The organism is Paenibacillus sp. FSL P4-0176 (assembly GCF_037975265.1).
GTDB classification, from domain to species: domain Bacteria; phylum Bacillota; class Bacilli; order Paenibacillales; family Paenibacillaceae; genus Paenibacillus; species Paenibacillus amylolyticus.
Genome location: NZ_CP150242.1, coordinates 5208704 through 5233231, shown reverse-complemented (window position 1 = coordinate 5233231; position 24528 = coordinate 5208704). Strand labels below are relative to the sequence as shown.

The window sequence follows — 24528 nt, the reverse complement described above, 5'->3', positions numbered from 1 at the left end:
GGAAACAAATTGTGAGTTCCTTCGAGTGTACTCGTGACTCTGGATCATGTACAATAAAAGGAAATCTGTATGCTTTTTTAGGAGGTTAGACCACATGCCTGTGCGCAAAGAGTCGATCCAAATCATATCCGCAGTTCGTTCAAATCTGGAATCCTGTATTATGGGGAAATCCTTTGAAATTCAACTTTTACTTACAGCTTTGCTTGCAGGCGGGCACGTTCTGATTGAAGACGTACCGGGAACTGGCAAAACGCAGTTAATCAAGGCGTTATCGAAATCCATGCGTGGTGAGTACCGGCGTATTCAATGTAATCCTGATATTTTACCTAGTGATATTACCGGCGTATCTGTGTTCCATCCGAAGGATGAGCGTTTTTATTTCCGGCCAGGTCCTGTGATGACCAACATTTTGCTGGCTGATGAGATTAACCGGGCCACAACAAAAACCCAATCGGCTCTGCTCGAAGTGATGGAGGAGCGCAGCGTAACCGTTGATGGCGATACGTATGATCTGCCACATCCATTCATGCTCTGTGCAACTCAGAATCCGATTGATTTTGAAGGTACGTATACTTTGCCGGAAGCACAACTCGACCGGTTTATGTTGAAAATAAGTCTGGGTTATCCCGATAAGGAAATTGAGAAAATCCTATTGAAACAGCATCAGCTCGGTCAGCCTGTTGATCGTCTTGAATCCGTGACTCATATGGACCAGATCTCAGCAATCCAACAGGAGATTAAAGAGGTCTTTATCGGTGATCCGGTCATGGACTATCTGCTTGATGTTGTTCGTCAAACCCGCTCCCACCCATCTGTATTGCTGGGTGCCAGCCCACGGGCAGCCATATCGTTCATGATGGCCGTAAAAGCCTTTGCTTTCTTACAGGAACGTGATTATGTGCTTCCGGATGATGTGAAAACGATGGCCCCTTATGTGATCTCTCATCGTATTGTGCTTCGTCCTGAATCGAGACTGGACAGTATGAGTTCCGAGGCCGTTTTGAATGCCGTACTCCAGCAAGTACGCGTGCCCGTCTCCATGGGGCAATAGTTCATGAAGCCGCTTTTGAGAACAGTCAATAGAGGGTTACGCCACCCACGCGTATGGAGCATCGCAATGGTGTGGATGTGCTGTCTGGCTTATGTTTTGTTTCAGGGCGGGAAGACATCCCTTATGTTGCTGTCGATGGTGACCCTGCTCTGTATGTACCTTGCCATTGCTGGATTTAGCGGGGTAAGACGTGCTCAAGGAGTTCGTAGGTTATCTTCTGGTCCAGACCACGAAGAATTGCTGCATGCGGGTGACCAGGTTCAAGTACAGCTGAGTCTGACGATTCCGGGATTCCTCCCGCTTCCCTATGTTGTTGTGCGTGAAATGCTGCATCGGCATAACGGAGAATCGTGGTCGTTCAAGGAAAGTTTGATTCCCAATATGCGAGGTAATGGCGAGCTGTCATTCCAGACACCGCCACTTGAGCGGGGAAAGTATGTCTTTTCAGAAACGGAATGTGCCAGCGAGGACATATTTGGACTGATTGAACATCGAGGAAAGTTTAAGGCCAAAGGTGAGTTTCGCGTACTGCCAAGAACGGTATTTATTCCATATTGGCAGCTTTACGACCGCAAATCACGGTTATCCGGTCCTCAGACGGCGTTAACCCGCTCACGGAGAGAGACCACTCAGATCAATGGTGTACGTGACTACGTATACGGCGATCGACTTTCCCGCATTCACTGGAATGCAACGGCAAAGACAGGGAACTGGAAGTCCAAGGAGTTTGAACATGAGTCTGTGCCCAAAACCGTTCTGGTTCTGGATGTGCTGGCATTAAGTTATGAACATGGGGATGCATTTGAAATTGCCGTTTCCACGGCTGCCTCTCTGCTGGAGTATGGTGTCAGGGAACGAATGGGGATGGGGTTGTTGACATTGTCAGACCAGACATCCTTCATGGCCCCCAGTGAAAGTCTGATGGAACGACAGAAGATGATGCATCATCTGGTGGATATTCAATATAACGGTCAGGATACCCATCTGTTGCCCGGCGTGGAAAGAATTGCACGTCAACTGCCTCAGGGAGCTTACTTTGTTGTGATTTCTCCCCAGAAGGATGAAAAAATAATGGAACTGTTGCGCTGGGCCGATACGCGGGGCATGACTCCATGTCATATTCTGATCGATACCAGTGAATCCCGCCGGAGTGCCGAGTGGAATGCCATGTTGCGTGGAAGAGGCACGAGGTCATTCACTGTTTCTCACTTGCAGGAGCTTCCAACGGTGATGGGGGGAGGTTCTGTATGAGTACAAAAGGAATTGAAAGTGTTACAGGCAAACGATCCTGGTATCATGCAGCGTCATTGCTCTGGATTTTCCTGATTGGAATGCAGTGGATTTCATTTACGCAGGAATCGTGGTACACGGAGACAACTTCTCTGGTGTTATGGACACTTGCAGCAGTCAGTGTGCTGGAGGTCATTCTGCCCTTCAAAACGATATATCGCGCGATTATCAAGGCGGTCGTTGTTGGTTACATTTTGCATAAAACGCTGATCGATTATACGGTGTACATCCCTTATGGCTCTTTAACAGACAGAGCAGAGCAGTTCATATTACACATGACGCCGTATATCTGGTTCTCCCTGTGTGCATGGGTGATGCTTGAAGCAGCGCTTCGACTCGTGACCACAACACGTCGCATTCTTGTTTTTCTGGGTGTTAACATCATTTCGATGGGGATTCTCGATTCTTTCACCCAGATTCCACTCTGGATTGAAATCGCGTGGGTGATGTTTGCGGGGATGGGATGGCTCGTATGTCAGCATTTCCGTAACTATCAGCTACAGTATCCTCAAGGTTGGAAACGAATCATCCGGTATCCTTATAAAGTCCTGGCCAATATTGCTATTATCTTTTCTTTGATTATTGTAGCCAGCGTTAATATGCCGGAGATTCCACCCACCTTGACGGACCCATATACGGCGTGGCGTAACTATACCGGAACTTCCACAAGTCAGGCTGGTAACGGAAACCTTGATATTCCCGCGGCTACCGAATCGGGATACAGCAGGGAAGACAATCAGCTTGGTGGAGGATTCAACTTCGACTATACCCCTGTCATGTCTGTCACGACCAATGAGCGTAGTTACTGGCGCGGTGAGACACGTGCAGAGTATACAGGCACAGGCTGGGATGACCGTGGACGGGGTGCGACAGAGAATATTGAATCCGGACAGCCTCTGGAGAACCAAGAATCCGGTAATGTGAATACCAAACAAGTGACTCAGAATGTAACGATGCTGAATGATAATGTCTATCCGATTCTCTTTGGTGCTTATTCGATCTCGGAAGTGAGCTCAATTAATGGTGAGGACAGAACGGAACGGATGTTGTGGAATGCTGAACAGGCTGAACTGCATGTGGTGACAGACCGTCAGCAACCACAGTATCCCAAGACGTATACTATCGTATCGGAAGCCCCTGTGATTGTGGAAGATGAGCTTCGTACGAAGTCATTTGAAGATCTGTATAACAGTAATCCGGCAGATGATATGTACTTGCAGTTACCATCCCGTTTCCCTGACCGGGTGTCGAATCTGGCAGCCGAGATAACGGCATCTGCGAATACTCCGTATGAAAAAGTGGCATTACTGCAAAACTATTTACAAACTAATTTTGAATACACAAACAATCCGGATTTATCTCGAAAAGTAAGCAGCGACTTTGTGGAAGGTTTCCTGTTTGATATTATGGAAGGCTACTGTGACTATTTCTCCACTGCGCTGGTGATGATGGCGCGCTCGGAGGGCATTCCTGCAAGGTGGGTTAAAGGTTATGCGCCTGGACAATTGTCCCTGAATTCGGACATGCAGGCCCCACGTCAACCTGGTGCGGAGATTGAGACGACCTACACCGTTACCAATGCAGATGCACACTCCTGGGCAGAGGTTTATTTTGGTGAGTATGGCTGGATTCCTGTTGAAGCAACGCCGGGCTTTGATATGCCGCTGCTAACGGAACAGCCTGATGTACAACCTGTAGATGAGCCTGAAGAAGAGCCAGAAGAGGAGCCGGTACAAGAGGAAGAGCAGACTCCTGCACCTGAGCAGACATCGTCTGCCATCCCGACTTTTGTTATCTGGGCTGCAGGAGCCATTATTGTATTGTGGGTAGCATATATGTTCTGGCGTAATCGTTTCTCCATGCGATTCTTCCTGCTTCGTCTACGGACAGGTGGACCGCTCACCCCTGAACAGAAGGTAGTGGCAGAGACCGAGCGTTGGATTCAGTATGTGAAACGCAAAGGGTTGACCCGGAGCGGAGACGAGACACTTCGTGAATCGGTAGCCCGCTGGAGCCAGGCAAAACCTGCTGCAGAAGCAACATTCTATGAGCTTCTCACGAAGTTTGAACAGACTCGTTACAGTCCGGCGTCCGTAACTGCCGACGACTGGAAGGGCGTCTATCAGACCGCCTTGAAGCTGCGGAAGGAACTGAAAGCGGAACGGGCATAGTTGTTGCCCGTCCCGTTTTTCCTTTTTTCCTATGCCATCAGGCGCTGTATGCATTTTCAGGAAAGACGGATTTGTGATATAGTGTGTCGTATGAAACTGAGGTGACTTCTTTGTTTAAAATGTTAATGCCCAAGCTGCGTGTAGACACGGTTTTTGACATTAATCTGGAAGAGCTGTACGCTCAAGGCTACCGTGGAATTATAACTGATCTGGATAACACACTCGTTGGAGCCAAAGCCCCTGACGCTACGCCCGAACTGATTGAATGGTTTGCACGTGTGAAAGAGGCAGGTTTCAAGCTGATGATTGTGTCCAATAACAATTTGAATCGTGTATCCCTGTTTGCGACCCCGCTGGATATCCAGTTTGTGCATAGTGCACGCAAACCATCGAATGTACCGTTTCGTAGAGCAATGAAAATGATGGAGTTATCTCCTGAAAACACGATTGTAGTAGGCGATCAGATGCTTACGGACGTTTATGGAGGGAACCGAATGGGGTTATATACCGTTCTGGTACTGCCAATCTCCATTGGGGACGAAGGTTTTATGACCCGCTTCAATCGACGCGTGGAACGGATTGCTCTAACGAGTTTACGCAGGAAAGGCTTATGGCTTGAGGAGGAAAAGAAGAAATGACAGAACCGCATAACGGCAATCTTGCCGTAAGGTGCAGCGGATGCGGCGTGCATCTGCAAACAGAAAATTCGGAATTACCAGGGTTTATCCCCGAGAAGGCATTGGATCGTGAACCGGTTATATGCCAGCGCTGTTTCCGCATCAAAAACTACAATGAGTCATCATCCGTTACGGTGGATCAGGACGAATTCCTGGCGCTGCTTAGCAAAATCGGGGATAAGGATGCACTTGTCATCCATATCGTTGATTTGTTTGACTTTGATGGCAGTATTATCTCCGGTCTGCAACGTTTTGTAGGCAACAATCCGGTATTGCTTGCTGTGAACAAAACGGACTTGCTTCCGAAAGTAACTAACTGGAACAAGATTCGCAACTGGGTACAAAAGCAAGCCAAAGAACAGGGTTTGCGTACCGTGGATGTAGTCTTGTGCAGTGCAAAGCAAAATCAGGGCTTCGACCGTCTGCTTGAGCTTGTTGGAACCTATCGCGAAGATCGTGACGTATATGTGGTTGGCGGCACCAATGTGGGCAAATCCACACTGATTAACCGTCTGATCCGTGATTACAGCGATCTGGAGCAGGAACTGACCACATCCCGTTATCCGGGAACAACGCTGGACATGGTGAACATTCCGTTGGATGATGGAAAATATATTATTGATACGCCCGGAATCGTTTATCCATGGCGTTTCAGCGAGATTGTCTCACGTAAGGATCTCGCTGCCATCATGCCGGAAAAACCGCTTAAACCCGCTGTGTATCAGTTGAATTCCGGTCAGACGCTGTTCTTTGGCGGCATGGCTCGATTTGACTTTGTGGAAGGTGATCGCCAGTCGTTCACTTGTTTTATCAGCACTGCGCTTGATATTCACCGGACGAAGCTGGAGCGTGCAGATGATCTGTACCGCGACCATCTGGGAGAATTGTTGTCTCCGCCAACCCGTGAGGATGCAGCAGAGATGGCTGAATGGACCAGACATGAATTCCGCATCAAACGCGGCAGTCAATCGGATGTATTCATCTCGGGTCTGGGCTGGATTAAGGTTAATGGCGATATTGGAGCGCTTGTTGCTGTTCATGCTCCAAAAGGCATTCGTGTACAGATCCGCCCATCCTTGATCTAGTAATCTCAGAAGCTGTACATCAGATGGATCGGAGGCGGACCTATGTCTGAGCAGAACAAATTCAACTCTTCACTTCCCGTGTTGCTTGGTGTTATGGGTGATCCTATTGCTCACTCCAAGTCTCCGGCAATGCACAATGCGGCTCTGCAGGCTGCAGGAGTGAATGGAATGTATATGCCACTGCATGTTCATCCGGATCAACTGGAAGCGGCCGTTCGCGGAATTGTGGCACTGGGCTATCGTGGTGTTAATGTGACCATCCCGCACAAAGAGCAGGTGATGCAGTATCTGGATGTGATCGATGAAAGTGCTCGCCTGATTGGTGCGGTGAATACCATCGTTAATGAAGGTGGAACACTGACAGGGTACAATACGGATGGTATTGGTTATGTCCGATCGTTGAAGGAAGAGGCTGTGCCTGAGCTTGCGGGCAAACGTATCGCTGTCCTGGGAGCAGGTGGAGCAGCGAGAGGTGTCATATATGCACTTGCACTGGAGAAGCCTGAACGGATCCACATTCTGAACCGTACAGCGGACAGGGCTATTACACTTGCTTCGGATTTACGAGGCCATGGCTTGGGAGAAATCTCGGGCAGTGGCATGGAAGACGCTACAACGGTACTGGCTACGGCTGATATCGTGATTAACACAACGGCTGCCGGAATGCACCCGCATGTTGATGACGTACCGGTTGATCCTGCACTGATCCGTGAAGGCGCAGCGGTGAGTGATCTGATCTACAATCCGCAGGAGACCCGTCTGCTTCGAGAGTCGCGGATGCGAGGATGTACGGTGCACGGTGGTCTGGGGATGTTTGTATACCAGGGCGCAGTGGCCTTTGAACATTGGCTTGGCATCCCGGCTCCTGTGGAGACGATGAGACGTGCTGTACTAAACAGTTTTAAAGTGTGAAAATGATATTAAGAGTACATGCAGACGACGAGTGCAGAACCAATCTGAAGAAACGAAGTGGTCGCATTTATCACCGGATTTTCCCTTTGTGAAAAGGGATCAGAAAAATCTGGGGATAACAGCGATCGGAAGATGGTACTGCAATCGGAGTTACCTTGTGTACTCAGTGATCATTTTTACCATTGAAAAATAATAATTGAATGATCAGGTCCGGACAGTTTTTGCGCTGTCGATCAGGGCCTGCTCAACATAAGGAGTATGGAGTATTCATGTTAAACGGTAAACAAAAGCGCTTTTTGCGGTCACAGGCACATCACCTGACCCCTGTATTTCAGATTGGTAAAGGTGGAACCAACGAGCACCTGTTCCGTCACATCGAAGATGCGATTGAGAAGCGCGAATTGATGAAAGTGCAAGTGTTGAACAACAATGACGAGGACAGAAAAGAGATGGCAGAAGAAGTTGCCCGTGAAACGGGAAGTGAGCTTGTACAACTCATCGGTAACACAATCATCCTGTACAAAGAATCTCGCGATAACAAACAAATCGAACTACCTAGATAAGGGAGCGTGACGCAGGTGAAGATCGGCATCATGGGTGGTACGTTTGATCCGATCCACATGGGACATCTCCTGGCAGCTGAAGCGGCAAGGGATTCACATGCACTGGATGAGATCTGGTTCATGCCTTCCCATGTTCCACCTCACAAACGCGGAGCCGGAGCTTCGGGACAGCAACGTCTCGATATGACGGAAGCGGCTGTGAAGGGTGTGCAGCAATATGAGGTGCTGGGTATCGAGATGGAATTGGGCGGAGTGTCTTATACCATTGATACGATGAAGGAACTGTGGCGTCGCCATCCTGAACATGAATTTTATTTCATTATCGGGGCGGATATGGTGAACTATCTTCCCAAATGGGAGCAGATTGAAGAACTTGCCGAACGCTTAACCTTTATCGGAGTTGGTCGGCCGGGCTTCCAGTTACATCTGGATGATTTACCAGACGAGTTACAGGATCGGGTCTTGCTGGCCGAGATGCCCTTGGTCGATATTTCATCGACAGCCGTGCGCAGACGTCTGGCCAAAGGACATTCGGTACGCTTCATGATTCCTGATGAGGTGCACCAATACATTGTAAGGAGCGGTTTATATGGCACTAAGCCGTGAGGAACTGATTCAAGCCGTATCCGGACAAATGCCGGAAAAACGCTGGAAGCATACACTGGGTGTAATGGAATCGGCAGTAATGTTGGCTGAAAAATACGGGGCTGATCCTGTAAAAGCGGATCTGGCAGCGATATTGCATGATGTGGCGAAGTACTGGCCCGTAGCGGAGATGGAAGCGGTCATCCGTGATAACGGGTTAAACCAGGAACTTCTGCAGCATGACAAGCAGCTCTGGCATTCCGAAGTCGGTGCTTTTGTAGCCAAGCGTGATTACGGTGTGGAAGATTCCGAAGTTATTAATGCCATCCGGTGGCATACCTCGGGTCGGGTAGGCATGAGCTTGCTGGACAAAGTGGTATGTCTTGCCGATTACATTGAACCGGGACGAGATTTCCCGGGAGTGGATCACATTCGCGAACAGGCTGAACGTAGTCTGGAGGAAGGTTTAATTGCCGGATTCGATTCGACGATCAGCTTGCTGATTTCGCAACGGCGTGTCATTTATCCTTTGACCATGCTGTCGCGGAATGACTTAATTGCACAATTATAGATTATGGAGGTTGGTTCATGACAGTATCATCGAAAGAACTTATGAATATGGCGGTTGCTGCCGCTGACGACAAAAAGGCATCCAACATTGTAGCGTTGGATCTGATTAATGTTTCCCTGGTGGCAGATTATTTTGTTATTTGTCACGGGAATTCCGATACACAGGTACAAGCCATTGCCACTGAAATTCGCAAACAGGCTCATGCAGCCGGAGCGACGATCAAAGGTATCGAAGGTATGGATTCCGCACGTTGGGTATTGATGGACATGGGCGATGTTGTTGTTCATATCTTCCACCGCGACGAGCGTGAATACTACAACATTGAACGACTATGGTCTGATGCCAAAGTGGTGGAAACTGTATGAGTTTGATTGCTGGAACAGTCGTCTCTTTGCCGGTTTCACGTGAAGTGTCTCCGTTTGGCTTCTTTTTGACGACAGGATCGGAAGATGTACTGCTTCACTACACCGAGTTAACACGGGATATTAAAATTGGTGAGACGCTTGAGGTATTTGTATTCTTTGATACAGAAGATCGTCTGGCCGTAACGATGAAAAAGCCTTATCTCATGCTTGGCGAAATGGCACGACTGGTTGTGGCTGATGTTCACCCACGACTGGGCTGTTTCCTGGAAATGGGCCTTGGACGGCAATTGCTGCTTCCTATTCGTGAATTGCCTGAACTGGAAGAATTGCGTCCTCAAGTGGGGGATGAAGTCTTTGTCATCATGGAACATGACAAGCAGGGACGTCTGCGTGCCAAATTGGCCGGGGAACGTGAGCTTTCACCATTGTCTTTCCATGCGCCAACTTCATGGTTAAACGAGTGGGTTGAAGCGACGGTATACAAGCCACTGCAGATGGGTACTTTTGTGCTTGTAGAGGGCGGTGTACTGGGCTTTGGCGCGATTGGTATGATTCATTCATCTGAACGCAGTCATATGCTGCGTCTTGGTGAGAAAGTGAAGTGTCGGGTGACACTGGTACGTGAAGACGGACGTGTGAATCTGGCCATGACTCAACTCAAACAAGTTGGACGTAACGAAGATGCAGACAAACTGCTCGCCTTTATGAAAGAACGCCCTATGGGTGGCATGCCATACTCGGATGCAACTCCGCCGGATATCATCAAGCAGCGCTTTGGCATCAGTAAGTCTGCCTTCAAGCGTGCCTTGGGCAAATTGATGAAAGACGGATTGGTGGTCCAAAAGGAAAGCTGGACGTATCTGTCCGAATCTGCTCCTGCGGATCAAAGTGAAAACAAGTAATCTTCCTGATTAAATAGTTGTAATATGGAACTCGGATAAGGCAGGGATAGGCTGGGTAAACACCGGATGCCCCTGCTTTTTCTTTTGTTATATAAATTGAACTAAACATTTACACGAAACGGAGAGGACAGAAAGAACCTGAAGAAGCGGAGCGTTCGCCTTTATCCCCGGATTTAAACCTTTATAAAAGGAATAAAAAAAATCTGGGGATAACAGCGATCGGAAGGTTGTTCTGTCATTGGAGTGTCCAGTGTAAATATTCTTTGGTTCAACTTATATAGATCAATTCGAAAATGAAATTGAAAGTGCGGTGCCTGACATGTCTTACCGGAAATTTGCGTATGTGTATGATGAATTAATGGAAGATATGCCTTATCCGGACTGGATAAGGTTTGCAAGAACAGCATGGGAAAAGCATGGAATGCCCAAAAGTGTCGCTGAACTTGGCTGTGGAACGGGCTCCATTACGATCCCGCTCGTGAACTCCGGTTTCGAAGTTACAGGCATTGACCTCTCATCAGATATGCTGTCGGTTGCGCGTAGCAAGATGGAGGCTACGCCTCAGGGTCATCGCTTGTATCGCGAGGGCAGTGTCCGTTGGGTGCAACAGGATATGCGGGAATGGCGAGTTCCGGAACCTGTGGATTCGGTGATATCTTTCTGTGATTGTGTCAATTATTTGCTTGAACAAGAAGATGTCGTTCGTACTTTCCAGCGGACATACGAGATGCTGAAGCCTGGTGGAACGTTCCTGTTTGATGTGCATCATCCCAATACCCTTATTCGTTATGATGAAGAGCAGCCTTTTGTACTGGATGAGCGCTCCGTGTCGTATATTTGGACATGTGATCTGGATCAGGATCGCTGTGAGATTGAACATCATCTCAGTATTTTTTCGCGTGTGGATGATGGTAGCAAGGATATGTACCAGCGGTTTGAAGAAGTTCATGTCCAGCGTGCATATAACCCGGACTGGATGAAGCTGGAGTTATCCAAGGCAGGTTTTAGAGACGTGAAGGTATATGCGGATTTTGAATGGAAAGAGGCCGGAGACAGCGCACAGCGCTTGTTCTACGTGGCTGTGAAGTAAGAGCGAATAATGAGAACTGTCCTTATGGTGCATAAGGGCAGTTTTTTGTTTGATTTTTTATGGAGAATGAATAGCAATATTCTTAAATAGGATAAAGGAATGCAAGAAAAGACATAATCACGTGACAAAAAGTATTGCCTGTTATAATAAACGAGGCCATAATGGTTGGATAGAAAGCGTTTTCTGAGAAAATAAATCAATTGTCAATGTGAGGTGTAGAAAAATGGAAAGTACATATAAAACAAGACTTTCGTCAGAACAGTTGGATGCAATAATAGAGCAGCATTTCTCTGCAAGTATAGAGGACTACAAGGAAATGGTGGATGGCTGGGCCAATCATGCATATCTCATCACACTTAGTGACGAACAGCGAGTGGTACTGAAAATTGCACCGTCGGCTTCGACAAATCTGATGCGTTGTGAACAGGATCTCATGATTGCTGAGGTTGAGGCACTACGCCTCATCACGGAGCTACAGGATGTTCCCGTACCCCAAGTGTTGGCTTATGATGATTCGTTAACTATGGCTTCAGCGCGTTATTTTATCATGGAGTACATGTCTGGAGCGCCCTATAATCAGGTCAAGGATCAATATTCTGCGGAAGAACAGGAGGCCATTGAACATCAGCTCGGTCGGTACAATCGTCGAATTAATGAAATCAAGGGGGAGCAGTTTGGATATTTCTCGGAGCAAAAACAGCGTTATTCCACATGGAAAGAAGCATTTATGAATCTGATGGATGATATTCTTACCGACGGGGAAGAAGCCGGAATTAAATTTTCAATCGATTATCCTGAATTGAGACGCTTGATTGAAGAGAAATCGGATGTGCTGGACGATGTAAAAGAACCTGTTCTTGTGAGTTGGGATCTGTGGGATGGCAATGTTCTAGTAGACAAAGGTCGTATCACAGCGATTATTGATTTTGAACGTTCACTGTGGGCAGATCCTCTGATGGAGCATTATTTCAGTCATTTTAACTATACACCCGGTTTTGTGAAAGGGTATGGGCATGAGATTACGACTGAAAGTGAGCTGAAAAGAAGAAGTCTCTATGACTTGTACTTTGATCTGGTGCTGCGCATTGAGTGCGCTTATCGTCAATATGATAATCAGGAACATGTGAATTGGACCATTCATAATCTGGAGGAAGGCATTGAGCGTTTTCGGTTATCCTGAACAGCAACGAGTATTATTGAACGGTACGAACCGTGTGACTTAAAAGGGTCATTATAACGTGTAATATTGACTTTGGGCTTGCTTTTTTATATAATGGTCCCGATATTGTATACATATTTCGATGATAAGGATCAGTAGTAATTCCTGTACATAACAGAGAGCCGGCGGTTGGTGCAAGCCGGTTGACAGTGATTTGCGAACTCGCCTTGGAGAAATGCGGTGATTACACCATTCTGTTTAACCTGCTTGTATAAAGCTTGGGTTCAGGAATGGAAATCCGCATCGGTTAACCGCCGTTACAGGTCCAAAGGGAGTGGATGACGAAGCACGTTCGTCCACTAACTAGGGTGGTACCACGGGAATTCAACCTCTCGTCCCTAGCGCTGCAAACGCTACGGGATGCTGAGGTTTTTTTGTTGCAATTAAAGCTAAAGTGAATAACCTGAAGGAGGAACAATAGATGAGTGAGAATAACCAGCCGAAACACGGCTATCAGCCACAAGTCATGGAAAAAAGTTGGCAGCAATATTGGGATGCAAATAAAACGTTTAAAACGGGTGAGGACCCTGCTAAACCGAAATTTTATGCACTGGATATGTTCCCTTATCCATCCGGTTCAGGTCTGCACGTAGGTCACCCGGAAGGATATACGGCAACGGATATCGTTTCCCGTTACAAACGTATGCGCGGTTACAACGTATTGCACCCAATGGGTTGGGATGCTTTCGGTCTGCCTGCTGAGCAGCATGCACTGGATACAGGTGAACATCCACGAGATATTACATTCCGTAATATTGACAATTTCCGTCGCCAGATCAAATCGCTTGGTTTCTCCTATGACTGGGATCGTGAGATCAGCACAACGGACCCTGAATACTATAAATGGACACAATGGATCTTTATTCAGCTGTACAATAAAGGCTTGGCTTATGTGGATGAAGTTGCAGTTAACTGGTGTGAAGCCCTTGGAACGGTACTTGCTAATGAAGAGGTTATTGATGGCAAGAGTGAACGTGGTGGACATCCGGTTGTACGCAAACCGATGCGTCAATGGGTTCTGAGAATTACCGAGTATGCAGAGCGTCTGTTGGAAGACCTGGAAGAGCTGGATTGGTCTGAAAGCATCAAGGATATGCAGCGCAACTGGATCGGTAAATCAACAGGTGCGGAAGTTGTATTTGCCATTGAGGGTCGCGAGGAAGTTATCAAGGTGTTCACTACCCGTGCGGACACATTGTTCGGTGCGAGCTTTGCAGTACTTGCTCCAGAACATGAATTGGTAGAAGCAATTACAACCGATGACCAACGTGAAGCGATTCAGGCTTATCAGGAGCAGGCTTCTCGTAAGAGTGATCTGGAACGTACAGATTTGGCCAAAGACAAAACAGGTGTATTCACTGGCGCTTATGCAATCAACCCTGTTAATGGTGCAAAACTGCCGATCTGGATTGCTGATTACGTTCTTGCAGGTTACGGCACAGGTGCGGTTATGGCAGTTCCGGGTCATGATGCGCGTGACTGGGAATTTGCGAAGCAGTTCGGTCTGGATATCATCGAGGTTATTCAAGGTGGAGACGTTACACAAGAGGCATATTCGGGTGATGGCGCACATGTGAATTCCGATTTCTTGAACGGACTGAATAATGAAGAAGCGGTTGCCAAGATGATTGCTTGGTTGGAAGAGAACGGTAAAGGACAAGGGAAAGTGACCTATCGTCTGCGCGATTGGCTGTTCAGCCGTCAGCGTTACTGGGGTGAGCCAATCCCGATTCTGCATCTGGAAGACGGAACGATGAAGACAGTACCTGAGGATCAACTTCCACTGCTGCTGCCTGATATCGACCAGATCAAACCTTCGGGTACAGGAGAATCACCACTGGCGAATGTTACGGAGTGGGTGAATACGGTAGATCCGGAAACGGGAATGAAGGCACGTCGCGAGACCAATACCATGCCACAATGGGCGGGTAGCTGCTGGTATTACCTGCGCTTTATCGATCCGCGCAATGACAAGGAACTGATCTCCAAGGAGAAACAGCAGCAGTGGCTGCCAGTTGATCTGTACATTGGCGGAGCAGAGCACGCCGTACTTCACTTGCTGTACGCTCGTTTCTGGCACAAAGTGCTGTATGATCTGGGTGTTGTGGAGACCAAAGAGCCTTTCCACAAACTGGTCAACCAAGGTATGATCCTGGGTACCAATAATGAGAAAATGAGTAAATCTCGTGGTAATGTCATTAACCCGGATGAAATCGTGAATGAATTCGGTGCAGATACATTGCGTCTGTACGAGATGTTCATGGGACCATTGGAAGCGACAAAACCGTGGAATGCAAACGGGGTTGAAGGCATGCACCGCTTCCTGTCACGTGTATGGCGTCTCTTCATTAACGAAGACACAGGAGCCATCAATGACAAGATTACGGTGGACGGTGGAACGGATGAGTTCAAACGGACTGCTCACAAAACGATCAAAAAAGTTACGGAAGATCTGGAACATCTGCGCTTCAACACATCCATCAGCCAGCTGATGATTTTCATCAACGATGCATACAAAGCGGACACACTGCCTCGTGAAGCGATGGAGAAATTTGTGCAGCTGTTGTCACCACTGGCACCACATATGGCAGAGGAACTGTGGAGCCGTTTGGGTCATGAAGGTGGAATCTCTTACGTGGCTTGGCCTGAATATGATGAGTCCATGACAGTGGATGCGGAAGTAGAAATCGTTGTTCAGGTAAATGGTAAAATTGTAACTCGTGCTACAATCGCGAAGGATCTGGATGCACAGGGTATGCAGGACTTTACGATGGAGCTGGCACCTGTTAAGCAGGCGCTGGAAGGCAAGACCATTCGTAAGGTCATTGCCGTTCCAGGCAAACTCGTTAATATTGTTGCCGGTTAATCTCACCGGCTCGGAATAGTTCATCCAGCTTTAACAAATCTTCATCATATTTGTCATGTGTCGTGTGGATCAGGTTGTCGAAAACACCGTCAAGACTAACCTTCAGCAGTGCGAGTGCCTGAGCGGTAATACCGCCAGGTACAGCGACACGAGCCTGAAGCTCTTGCGGGGTGTATCCTCCTTCGGTGAGCAGCTTGCCTGTTCCCAGGAGCATTTCGCCAGCCAGAGCGCAGGCATCTGCCCTTTTGATGCCTGTCAGCTTCACTGCACTTTCGATCCACTGTTCCAAAAAGAACGATATGAATGCAGGTCCGCAGCTGGAGAAGTCGGATGTAATTCGTGTACAGGCTTCATCCACTTGGTACGGCCTGCCTATATGACTGAGCAGACTTTCCAACACAGCGCGGTCTTCACTGGTCATTCGTTCGCCATGTATGCAGAGGGATGCTCCACTGCCGACTTGGTGTGTGACGCTGGGAATTACCTTGGAGACTTTGCAAGGAAGTGAAGATTCCAGATGTCGCAGCTGCACGGGACTGGTGATCGAGACAATTATATGATTGGGATTCACGACAGGCAGGATGTCGTCAATAACATGTTTGAATTCAAGCGGCTTCACGCACAGGAAGATGATATTACTTCGGATCACCGTTTCCCGATTGCTCTGGGATTCATGCAGACCGGGGTAACGGAGGGATAACTGACGTACTTTGGACGGGGTTCGATTGCTGGCCGCGATCTGCCGGGGCTCAAGTGCACCCGATTGGATCAGGGCATAGATTAGCAGGCTGCCCATGCTGCCGGTTCCGATAAATCCAACCTTCATTGTTTCAGGCCTCCTTTCATGCTTTACGGTACTGGCGCAGTTCATTCCCTCTATTCTATGCGTGAGGACCTGTTTCACATGACATGAAAAATGCACAACTTGTTTCATCAGGAAAGTTCAACGGTTCGGAAGCACCGCCCGTGTTCGAAATGAATGATTTTGAATTCAGGGAGAGGTGTGGAAGAATGAGATGGAACAAAGGGATGACTATTGCTGCTGCGGTGGTTGGAAGTATACTTATATTATGGTCGGGCAAAAGTGAACAACCACCTAGTGGCTGGGAACCCTTGCAGCTCGGCACCGAGAAGCCGACGATAGAGCAGGAACTCCCTGTTGTACAGTCGGCTACTTCGGTTCAGGGCAATACAGGAGCATCTTCGGGAGCGGATGCAAGTGGTATGCAGACTGGGAATGAGACAAAGGCAGAAGAGTCTAAAGAGCTTGCGAGCATTGGGGTTGAAGGTGAATCAGTTGTTCAAACGACAAGTCAGACGAATGATAATCCACCGGACACCTCAAATTCGATTGAACTAGTTACGCAAAGTACGAATTCGAATCCTTCGGTTACCTCCGAGACGGGCTCGAACAGTAATCCACCTGTAGTTCGTGAGGAAGCTAGCGACAATGGCAAGATTGATGTGAATACCGCTCCTGTCTCCAAGCTTATAGAGCTTCCCGGAATCGGAGAGAAGAAAGCTCAAGCTATTGTGGACTATCGGAATGCACATGGTCCTTTTGCAAAAGTCAGTGATCTGACAAAGGTCAAAGGAATTGGGATGAAGATGCTGGAGAAGATGGCGCCGTATGTGCAGATCCGGTAATATTAGAATGAAAAATGTGTTGAGCGGGAGGAATGCAGCATGAGTACTGAGGTACGCAAGGACTGGGATACGTATTTTATGGACATCGCGTATATGGTTTCCACCCGTTCCCGCTGTTCGCGTCGTCATGTGGGTGCCGTTCTTGTTCAGGGAAAGAAACTGCTGGGAACAGCCTATAATGGTGCACCCACCGGCGTCCTGGATTGTTCTGAAGCAGGTTGCATGATATCAGAAGAGTATGAGTTGGTCGTGACCGATGGGCAAGAAGAAATGGTGAAAAAGCAACGATGTATTCGCACAATTCATGCGGAGCAAAATTTACTTTTATTCACAGATCGAATCGACCGCGAAGGCTCGTCCGTGTATGTGACCGACGAACCGTGCTGGACATGTGCCAATATGCTGGCGAATAGCGGGATTACAGAAATCGTGTTTCATCGTTCTTATCCTAAAGATACCGGCAAGGTTACAAATATGATGGAACAGAAGGGCATAACGTTCCGCAGGCTGGAGAATTACCAGCCCCCGCGGGAAACGATGATGACTGTGAGCAATTAATGTGAATATGGTCGAATATGTGAGGGAGAACCTCCGGCAAGCCTGAATTGGCTTTCCGGGGGTTTTTCTGCGTTCAACGGGTGAAATGAAGGAGGGGGAGAAATGAAAGGCAGACCGTTATTAAGTTTTACGATTTGTTGGTTGTGCGGGAGCGGGATAGCATGTGCGTTAACAGGCTGGGCATTAATCTGGGGGTTAATTGGAGCTCTGGCATGTTTACCACTTTTACTTCGTTTTATGGATGTGCGTGGATGGTCTGTTTTATTTTTACTTGCTGCCTTTATTGGAGGTGTTGCACATTGGGAGTGGAATGACGCACGCAATCATAGTAGTCTGCCGGAGACCATGCATATCGCTACTCATGAGTTGGACGGATGGTCAGCTGAAATTCAGGGTGAGCTGGTGTCAGATGTACGTATTGATGGAGATCGGGCTGACTTTAAGATACAGATGTCTTCAATATTGCCAACATTGGATTCGTTAGCAGATACAGATCTGGCAACAGTATTATCTGCATTCAACATAGATGAACAATTGATGGTACAAGTCAGACTGTTGGAGGAAGAAGAACAACAGATAGCAGCGGGCTGGAAGAGGGGCGATTTGATTACGCTTAATGGTTCTTTTGTCCTTCCTGGTGAAGCTAGGAACTTTGGCGGATTTGATTATCGCAGTTACTTGCGTACCCTGCATATCCACTGGTTGTTCAAAGTGAAAGGAGCCAGTTCGGTAACAGCAGTTGCTCCTGAGGGACTTGGACAATATAACATACTAAGGTGGACGGATTGGACTAGGCATAAGTTGGGCTCGGCGGTTGAGCAGTTATTTCCAGAGCCTCATGCTGGATATATGAAGGGTCTTATTATCGGGATGGCTACTGATATCGATCCAGGTACCTATGGTCAGTTTTCACAACTCGGTCTAACGCATATCCTGGCAATCTCCGGAACCCATGTCGCTGTATATGTTGCTTCGTTGCTTCTCATTCTATCTTGGCTAAGGCTTACCAGAGAGACGGCACTCACGATTGTTCTGATCCTGGTGCCAGCTTATGTACTGTTATCCGGAGGTTCACCTTCAGTGATTCGGGCAGGAATTATGTCCATGATTGGGTTGTATATGGCACGTCGTGGTCTCGCCAGAGACGGTCTTCAGATGATCAGTGCAGCAGCGTTGCTGATGATGTGGTGGGACCCGTACTTTTTGCTAAGCGTGAGCTTCCAGTTATCCTTTCTCGTGACCGCAGGTTTGATGATCTACATGCCATTGATTAACCGGCTGTTCAGCGGCTGGCCGAAATCTCTGGCTGCAACGGCATCCGTTACAGTGACCGCTCAGTTGATTTCGTTCCCAGTAACCATTTTGTATTTCAATCAGTTCTCATTACTCTCATTTGTGGCCAACTTTCTGCTGGTTTCTTTGATTAGTGCCATTGTATTACCTCTGGGGACGGTCGCCATGTTACTGTCATTCATATGGGTTCCCTTGGCGAAACCCCTCGCATGGATAGCGATGCAACTGAATCAACTGACTTTTGTAAGCGTGGAGTGGATGAACAGCCTGCCAGGTTTTGTATTGATCTGGGCAACACCGCCCTTGTTATGGATTGCCGCCTATTATGCTGTGTTGTATGCCTTACTCTACCTGTTGCATCGTGGCAATGGTAAGCAGCAAGAAACAGCGTTTGTTGAGGAAGAGACGGCTCCTCTTGTGAGGCGACAACCTTCAGTTTCAATGGCGAATATGGGCATTCGCTCTTCGATGTCTACCGTGTTACAGGATCAAGGTAAGAACCGTGTAGATGGAAAAGAAACTTCATTAACGACATTAGGAGCCAGTATTGCCTGGCCGGAATATACAAGTGCATTTACTACACGAGGCGCAGGTTATTATTCAAATGAACGAATGAGTAAAGCTCAGCAATGGTTGTGCGGGTTGCTCGCAATCAGCTTTATTGCTGGATTATGGTGGGCATATCAGACTCCCAAGCCTGCTGGAACCGGCATCGTGCAGTTTTTGGATATTGGCCAGGGAGACAGTACATTGATTACAACCCCGGAAGGCAAACACATTCTGGTGGATGGCGGGGGAACGGTTAGTTTTGGGAACAACGAACAATCGTGGAAAACAAGGCGTGATCCGTATGAGGTGGGAGCCAAGGTGGTTGTTCCTCTATTGAAAAAGAGAGGCATCCATCAACTGGACACTGTAATTGTAACGCATGCCGATCAGGATCATGCCGGAGGACTACAGGCTGTGCTGGAACAGATTCCGGTTAAACGTTTCATGTTTAATGGAACGACCAGCGGTAAGGATAACTTTGATAAATTACTGGACACAGCCATGGAACGCAAAATTCCTCTGTACGCTATTCAGCAGGGCATGTCCTATAAGGCTGATAAAGAGACAAGTTTACATTTTATAGCTCCGGATCTGGCACATATGGATGTAAATGTATCGGGCAATTTGCCTGTATCTGAACACCAGAATCACGATTCCGTTGTCTTTTTGCTGGAAATGGCGGGGGCTTCCATGTTGTTCACCGGAGATATGGATGCAGCAGCCGAGCAGGACCTGCTCTATATGATTCAGGATGGCTCGTTGGCTGCCCAGTTTGAACAGAAAGGTGCAGATATTGGAGTTACAGAGGGAGTTGTACAAAGGGTATTTACACGCCCGTTGCAAGGTAATTTAAATGATGCTGCAGCTGCGGCGTCTGTATCCATTGATGTTCTAAAGGTCGCTCATCATGGTAGTAAAACGTCGTCCACTGAAGCCTGGCTCCAATACTGGAACGCCAAAACCGCTGTGATATCTGCAGGAGTTAACAATACATATGGGCATCCCAATCCGGGAGTGATGGAACGTCTGGAGGCTACCGGGTCAGATATTTATCGGACAGATCAGATGGGAGAGGTTCAGATGAGGGTGAAAGATGGGAAGATTGATATCCGGTACAAGTTGTTTGGAGTTGAGTGAAGGCAGGCAATCTATTTATCGGTATGAAGATGAGTGAAGAAAACTCCGATTTAATACCAACTGGAAGGTTAAAAAGACAAGAGAACATACAACAATGTGGATAGTTTGAGCAGAAAAAGTATTGAAGTTACGTGTAAATATCGAGTAGATGATCCCACCTATGCAGCCTAATAGACCATATGCAACGATTGCAACGAGCAATCTTTTATACGTATTATCTTTTTTTCTGTATAAAAGTAATCCATCCACCAATATAGAAAGTGGCGTAAGTAAGAAAAGTAAAATAGCGAGGTTAATCAATAATCCAACCGCAAATTTATACCCGAATGAATAATAGTAAGTATTCTCTAATCTTTCATCTATAGGGACATAGTGATATATCCCCATTGCAAGTGAAATGAACACTGCAGTTAATACAGCTGCAACTATTTTTCCGCGCGGCCTATTGATTCTATGGGTTTTTGTCATTTAAATATTGACCTCCCTAAATAACTATATTCAATAAGAGATAGGCTAAGGCGTTACTATATTTTAACATACAGAGGTTGAGGAAAAGTGGGAATTAGAGAAAGAAAGTACTTAGTTGACCTATAAAAGAAAGAAGTCGTTTCGCTGCGAAACGACTTTTTTCTTAATTGCATGGTGGTGACATATTTTTTGGTAGTGGCAGGGTAGGGAATGAGGGAGGGGAGCGTGGTTCCACCGGCACAGATCAGAAGGAGACGGATTAAAAATATGAAATATCGTTACTATAGAAAGCCTACAACGACAAAAGCGCTACAGACTACCAAACAACTTTCGGTTCCGAGTGATACATTGTTTTTTCGGAAAGAAACCTTCGAAAGTTTCAAATGAATTCGGTCATCGGTAGTAGACTGGTATTCGGCAAGTGAAGGATGGGAAGATTATTTTTAAAAGGACGAGGTGCATTTAATAGAGGCACCGAGGTTTACGCTGAGCTGCTTGTGAGGGCCTTGAACGATTTGCAGAATTAAAAAAAATTTTGGATGCCAAAACTTTTTGGGAACCCGTATACGTCTTACTTCTTGTGACGACAAAAGATTTATATAGAAAAGGAATAATCGGCCATGTTCAATAGGAAAACTGAAAAAATTCTGACACACTGTATTACCGAGCATAAAGAGAACGTATACCGACTTGCGTATAGCTATGTCAAAAATAAGGATGATGCCCTGGATATCGTACAAGACTCCATATACAAAGCGATGACGCATCTCGAACTTTTGAAGAACCCAGATGCGGTCAAAAGCTGGTTTTACCGGATTGTGGTGAATACCGCCCTGGATTTTCTGCGCAGTAACAAAAAGGTTCAGGCGATGGATCATGAAATGATCGAAACCTACAGCCCCGGGGAAGAAGATACGTATACGGACATTGATTTGAAGCGAATGCTCGAATCCTTGCCGGATAAATACAAGAGCGTCATTATACTGAGATATTTTGAAGACATGAAGATCGAAGAAGTTGCGGCTGTGCTGGATGAGAATGTGAATACGATTAAAACAAGGCTGTATCAGGCGCATCAGCTATTGCGAATCAAAATGAATGATGAAACAACCAAAGGAGATCGAGTAAGATGAACAATAACATGGAACATTTGCGAAAAGAATATCAAGAAATACCCATTCCAGATGAATTGGATAGCATTGTAAACCAATCGATTCATAAATTCTCTAAGGAGGGAAGGAGGGGCCGCGGCTCAAATTACAGATGGTTAGCCGTTTCCAGTGCGGCTGCGGTCATGTTCCTTGTTGCGATCAATGTGAGCCCTCCTGTAGCGAAAGCCTTGTCATCCATACCGGGTGTGGACCGGGTTATCCAAGTGCTCACGTTCAAGGAATACGTGGTTGACGAGTCTAATTACAATGCGATTATCAAAGTGCCTTCCATTACCGATATGGAGAATGAGCAGTTGCAAAGCGGGTTGAACGAGAAATATATGAAGGAGAACAAAGCGCTTTACGAAAAGTTCCAGGCGGAAATCAGCGAATTGAAGAAGCAAGGCGGAGGCCATCTGGGACTTGATGTCGGATATGAAGTAAAGACGGACAACGACGAGATTTTATCTATACAAAGATACGTGGTCGAGACCGCCGGTTCATCCTCGGAGGAGCTTCAGTTTGATACGATCGATAAGAAAAACCAAATCCTCATAACTCTGCCGATGCTGTTCAAGGACGATCGTTATGTACGGCTCATCAGCGACAACGTTAAAGAGCAGATGCAGGGGCAAATGAAAGCGGACCCTAATAAGATTTACTGGGCTCCGGGAGCTACCGACGTGCCGGTCACCAGTGAGTTCCAGAGCATCGCGAAGGATCAAGGCTTCTATATCAACAACGGCGGCAAGCTGGTGATTGCTTTCAACGAATATGACGTTGCGCCAGGCTATATGGGTTCTGTGGAATTCGTCATTCCCACGGATGTGTTGAAAGACGTTCTGATTAATAACAAATACATTAAGTAATGGAAGAGACCGGTGATGGGGTACCCCGCGCCGGTTTTTTTTGTTAGTACTTTGGTCGAAGAGACATTGTTCTGTTTTTGATTTTCCAAAACTTTCTGAACCATCTCATGCGTCTAGCCAATGAGTGTGCGTGATTAGACACTCATACAAAGAGATGGAGGATGGAAGCTATGAAAAAGAAAACGATAAAATACATGAAGATGGGGGCCATGGGCTGTGTAGCCATGCTCGGCGTCGGCGCAGCGAGCTTATCTGCATATGCGCTGGCCTCGGCACCTGTTTCAGCGAACGTAACTGTCAGCTCTAAGGTACAAGCAACCGTCCCTTCGGCTACAGGTGTAAAAATCGTGGAGAAGGTACTGAGCACAACAAGCAAGAACCTTATTGTGAACATCAAGGTACCGCAGCTGGACGGCATGCTGGACACCAGATACCAGAATGAACTGAATGGCATCCTTTTATCCCGTGCGCAAAAGGATCTTGCTCAGTGGGAGAAGGATGCCGCAAAAACGGCCAAAAAGGCAAAAGTAAATCACCAGAAGTTCCACCCCTATGAATTTTACGTCAGCTATAAGCTAAAGTCGGACGGAACTGGAAACCCGGCAGGAGTAGTTTCGCTTGAAGTAATCACGGAAGGTTACAGGGGCGGAACAAGCATGCCCCGGATCGATACCTACAACTTGAAAAATGCCTCTGCGGCTCAGCGCGTGACACTGGAGGATCTCCTCGGTTCTAACTATAAAGAAAAGCTTGATGCAGATATTCTTGCGCAAATGAGAAAGGATCCCGATCAATACTTCCTGGAAGAATTCAAAGGGACGTTCACGGAACAGTCGTTTTATATTGAAAAAGGCGAACTGGTTATCGTCTTCCCAAAATACAGTATCGCGCCGGGATATGTGGGTTCACCGGAGTTCCGTTTCAATTTGAAGAATGCCAGCCTCTGAGGCAAAGGCGAATGATATGAAGCCAGAAATCGCAGTAAAATTGGATCTGAAAAAGGTGGCAGCTTGCTTCTTCTCGAAAATGGCTCCCAAAGCGCTCGGCGCAGCCACTTCGATTCATAAAAATCAGTTTTCCGCGCAATCCAATTTGTGTCCGACATTTTAAATGTACAAGTACAACATTAATTCAAGTCTTATGCTGGAAACATGACGATTATTCTGAATGTGGCATCCCGAAGACTCTCTTCTTACGGGATGCTTTTTTTAGTTCTAAAGGTAGAAGTTCCATGAAAATGTTTTGTTCTCTTCATTGATTAAATTAATTGGAGAAAACTTTTTTCACAAGCTCGGCGTCCTGCCTATGAGCGACAAATCAAAAAGGATAGGGACGAAAGCAAAATGCACGACAACATGAATCATTTCGGAAGTTTAATCCGGAACTTTGCACCGGTACGAGGCGATGGTAAACGTTATATACCAGGATTTGATGGCTTAAGGGCATTATCCGTCATGGCTGTCATGGCCTACCATCGCCGGAAGAAATGATAGACAATGACTTGCATTT

General features: G+C 47.0%; 23 protein-coding genes and 1 other annotated feature. Of the genes, 21 read left to right on the top strand and 2 right to left on the bottom strand.

What is annotated here, in order from left to right; genetic code table 11:
* Window positions 1–94: 94 nt before the first annotated feature.
* The 14 genes from MKY95_RS24420 to leuS all read left to right on the top strand — a co-directional run bounded on the left by MKY95_RS24420 (window position 95) and on the right by leuS (window position 15347).
* Window positions 95–1051, top strand: coding sequence for a MoxR family ATPase (locus MKY95_RS24420; protein ID WP_036615157.1), 957 nt, complete (start codon window positions 95–97; stop codon window positions 1049–1051).
* A gap of 66 nt (window positions 1052–1117) precedes the next feature.
* Window positions 1118–2302 (top strand): DUF58 domain-containing protein, encoded by a 1185-nt coding sequence (locus MKY95_RS24415; protein ID WP_339200034.1) that lies wholly within the window; start codon window positions 1118–1120, stop codon window positions 2300–2302.
* Window positions 2299–4512, top strand: a complete 2214-nt coding sequence (locus tag MKY95_RS24410) for a transglutaminase domain-containing protein (RefSeq protein ID WP_076318843.1) — start codon at window positions 2299–2301, stop codon at window positions 4510–4512. Before MKY95_RS24415 ends, MKY95_RS24410 begins: the two co-directional genes overlap by 4 nt.
* 110 nt (window positions 4513–4622) lie before the next feature.
* Entirely contained in the window at window positions 4623–5150 is a 528-nt protein-coding gene (locus MKY95_RS24405) for a YqeG family HAD IIIA-type phosphatase (RefSeq protein ID WP_036615148.1), read from the top strand.
* Complete coding sequence (gene yqeH, locus MKY95_RS24400) at window positions 5147–6274, top strand: ribosome biogenesis GTPase YqeH (protein WP_036615146.1); 1128 nt, start codon at window positions 5147–5149, stop codon at window positions 6272–6274. The genes MKY95_RS24405 and yqeH overlap by 4 nt, the downstream gene beginning before the upstream one ends.
* A 42-nt stretch (window positions 6275–6316) precedes the next feature.
* Window positions 6317–7186, top strand: coding sequence for a shikimate dehydrogenase (aroE, locus tag MKY95_RS24395; RefSeq protein WP_076318844.1), 870 nt, complete (start codon window positions 6317–6319; stop codon window positions 7184–7186).
* Between the two features lie 269 nt (window positions 7187–7455).
* The gene (gene yhbY / locus MKY95_RS24390) at window positions 7456–7749 is read left to right on the top strand and encodes a ribosome assembly RNA-binding protein YhbY (RefSeq protein ID WP_017687186.1); all 294 of its coding nucleotides are present in this window, start codon (window positions 7456–7458) and stop codon (window positions 7747–7749) included.
* A gap of 15 nt (window positions 7750–7764) precedes the next feature.
* Window positions 7765–8355 (top strand): nicotinate-nucleotide adenylyltransferase, encoded by a 591-nt coding sequence (locus MKY95_RS24385; RefSeq protein WP_074095918.1) that lies wholly within the window; start codon window positions 7765–7767, stop codon window positions 8353–8355.
* Window positions 8339–8905 carry a bis(5'-nucleosyl)-tetraphosphatase (symmetrical) YqeK gene (gene yqeK / locus MKY95_RS24380; RefSeq protein ID WP_076318845.1) on the top strand — a complete coding sequence of 189 codons (567 nt, stop codon included), beginning with the start codon at window positions 8339–8341 and terminating at the stop codon, window positions 8903–8905. Before MKY95_RS24385 ends, yqeK begins: the two co-directional genes overlap by 17 nt.
* Before the next feature lie 17 nt (window positions 8906–8922).
* Window positions 8923–9270 (top strand): ribosome silencing factor, encoded by a 348-nt coding sequence (gene rsfS, locus MKY95_RS24375; protein WP_036615136.1) that lies wholly within the window; start codon window positions 8923–8925, stop codon window positions 9268–9270.
* A complete protein-coding gene (locus tag MKY95_RS24370; RefSeq protein ID WP_036668546.1) occupies window positions 9267–10172 on the top strand; it encodes a S1-like domain-containing RNA-binding protein in 906 nt (301 codons plus the stop codon). The genes rsfS and MKY95_RS24370 overlap by 4 nt, the downstream gene beginning before the upstream one ends.
* 319 nt (window positions 10173–10491) lie before the next feature.
* Complete coding sequence (locus MKY95_RS24365) at window positions 10492–11262, top strand: class I SAM-dependent methyltransferase (protein WP_036615129.1); 771 nt, start codon at window positions 10492–10494, stop codon at window positions 11260–11262.
* Between the two features lie 223 nt (window positions 11263–11485).
* Window positions 11486–12442 carry an aminoglycoside phosphotransferase family protein gene (locus MKY95_RS24360; RefSeq protein WP_076318846.1) on the top strand — a complete coding sequence of 319 codons (957 nt, stop codon included), beginning with the start codon at window positions 11486–11488 and terminating at the stop codon, window positions 12440–12442.
* Window positions 12443–12554: 112 nt separating this feature from the next.
* Window positions 12555–12824: a binding site (T-box leader), on the top strand.
* Between the two features lie 78 nt (window positions 12825–12902).
* Window positions 12903–15347, top strand: a complete 2445-nt coding sequence (gene leuS / locus MKY95_RS24355) for a leucine--tRNA ligase (protein ID WP_036668549.1) — start codon at window positions 12903–12905, stop codon at window positions 15345–15347.
* Here the strand turns inward: leuS and comER are convergent.
* Window positions 15328–16173, bottom strand: coding sequence for a late competence protein ComER (gene comER / locus MKY95_RS24350; RefSeq protein ID WP_036668550.1), 846 nt, complete (start codon window positions 16171–16173; stop codon window positions 15328–15330). The genes leuS and comER overlap by 20 nt on opposite strands.
* Before the next feature lie 185 nt (window positions 16174–16358).
* On the opposite strand from comER, the gene MKY95_RS24345 reads away from it, so the two are divergent.
* The 3 genes from MKY95_RS24345 (at window position 16359) to MKY95_RS24335 (ending at window position 20531) form a co-directional block, all read left to right on the top strand.
* Window positions 16359–16994, top strand: coding sequence for a helix-hairpin-helix domain-containing protein (locus MKY95_RS24345; RefSeq protein ID WP_076318847.1), 636 nt, complete (start codon window positions 16359–16361; stop codon window positions 16992–16994).
* A gap of 39 nt (window positions 16995–17033) precedes the next feature.
* Window positions 17034–17552 (top strand): deaminase, encoded by a 519-nt coding sequence (locus tag MKY95_RS24340; protein WP_076318848.1) that lies wholly within the window; start codon window positions 17034–17036, stop codon window positions 17550–17552.
* A 102-nt stretch (window positions 17553–17654) separates the two neighbouring features.
* Entirely contained in the window at window positions 17655–20531 is a 2877-nt protein-coding gene (locus tag MKY95_RS24335) for a ComEC/Rec2 family competence protein (protein WP_076318849.1), read from the top strand.
* A gap of 15 nt (window positions 20532–20546) precedes the next feature.
* On the opposite strand, the gene MKY95_RS24330 is transcribed toward MKY95_RS24335, so the two are convergent.
* The gene (locus MKY95_RS24330) at window positions 20547–20999 is read right to left on the bottom strand and encodes a hypothetical protein (protein ID WP_036615118.1); all 453 of its coding nucleotides are present in this window, start codon (window positions 20997–20999) and stop codon (window positions 20547–20549) included.
* Between the two features lie 620 nt (window positions 21000–21619).
* Here MKY95_RS24330 and MKY95_RS24325 point away from each other — a divergent pair.
* The 4 genes from MKY95_RS24325 (at window position 21620) to MKY95_RS24310 (ending at window position 24509) form a co-directional block, all read left to right on the top strand.
* Entirely contained in the window at window positions 21620–22132 is a 513-nt protein-coding gene (locus MKY95_RS24325) for a sigma-70 family RNA polymerase sigma factor (RefSeq protein WP_036615117.1), read from the top strand.
* Window positions 22129–23019 (top strand): DUF3298 and DUF4163 domain-containing protein, encoded by an 891-nt coding sequence (locus MKY95_RS24320; RefSeq protein ID WP_036615115.1) that lies wholly within the window; start codon window positions 22129–22131, stop codon window positions 23017–23019. The genes MKY95_RS24325 and MKY95_RS24320 overlap by 4 nt, the downstream gene beginning before the upstream one ends.
* A gap of 170 nt (window positions 23020–23189) precedes the next feature.
* The gene (locus MKY95_RS24315; RefSeq protein ID WP_051447377.1) at window positions 23190–23966 is read left to right on the top strand and encodes a DUF3298 and DUF4163 domain-containing protein; all 777 of its coding nucleotides are present in this window, start codon (window positions 23190–23192) and stop codon (window positions 23964–23966) included.
* Between the two features lie 408 nt (window positions 23967–24374).
* Window positions 24375–24509: a hypothetical protein gene (locus tag MKY95_RS24310; protein WP_268745214.1), complete on the top strand. Its 135-nt coding sequence runs from the start codon at window positions 24375–24377 to the stop codon at window positions 24507–24509.
* The last annotated feature ends 19 nt before the right edge of the window (window positions 24510–24528 follow it).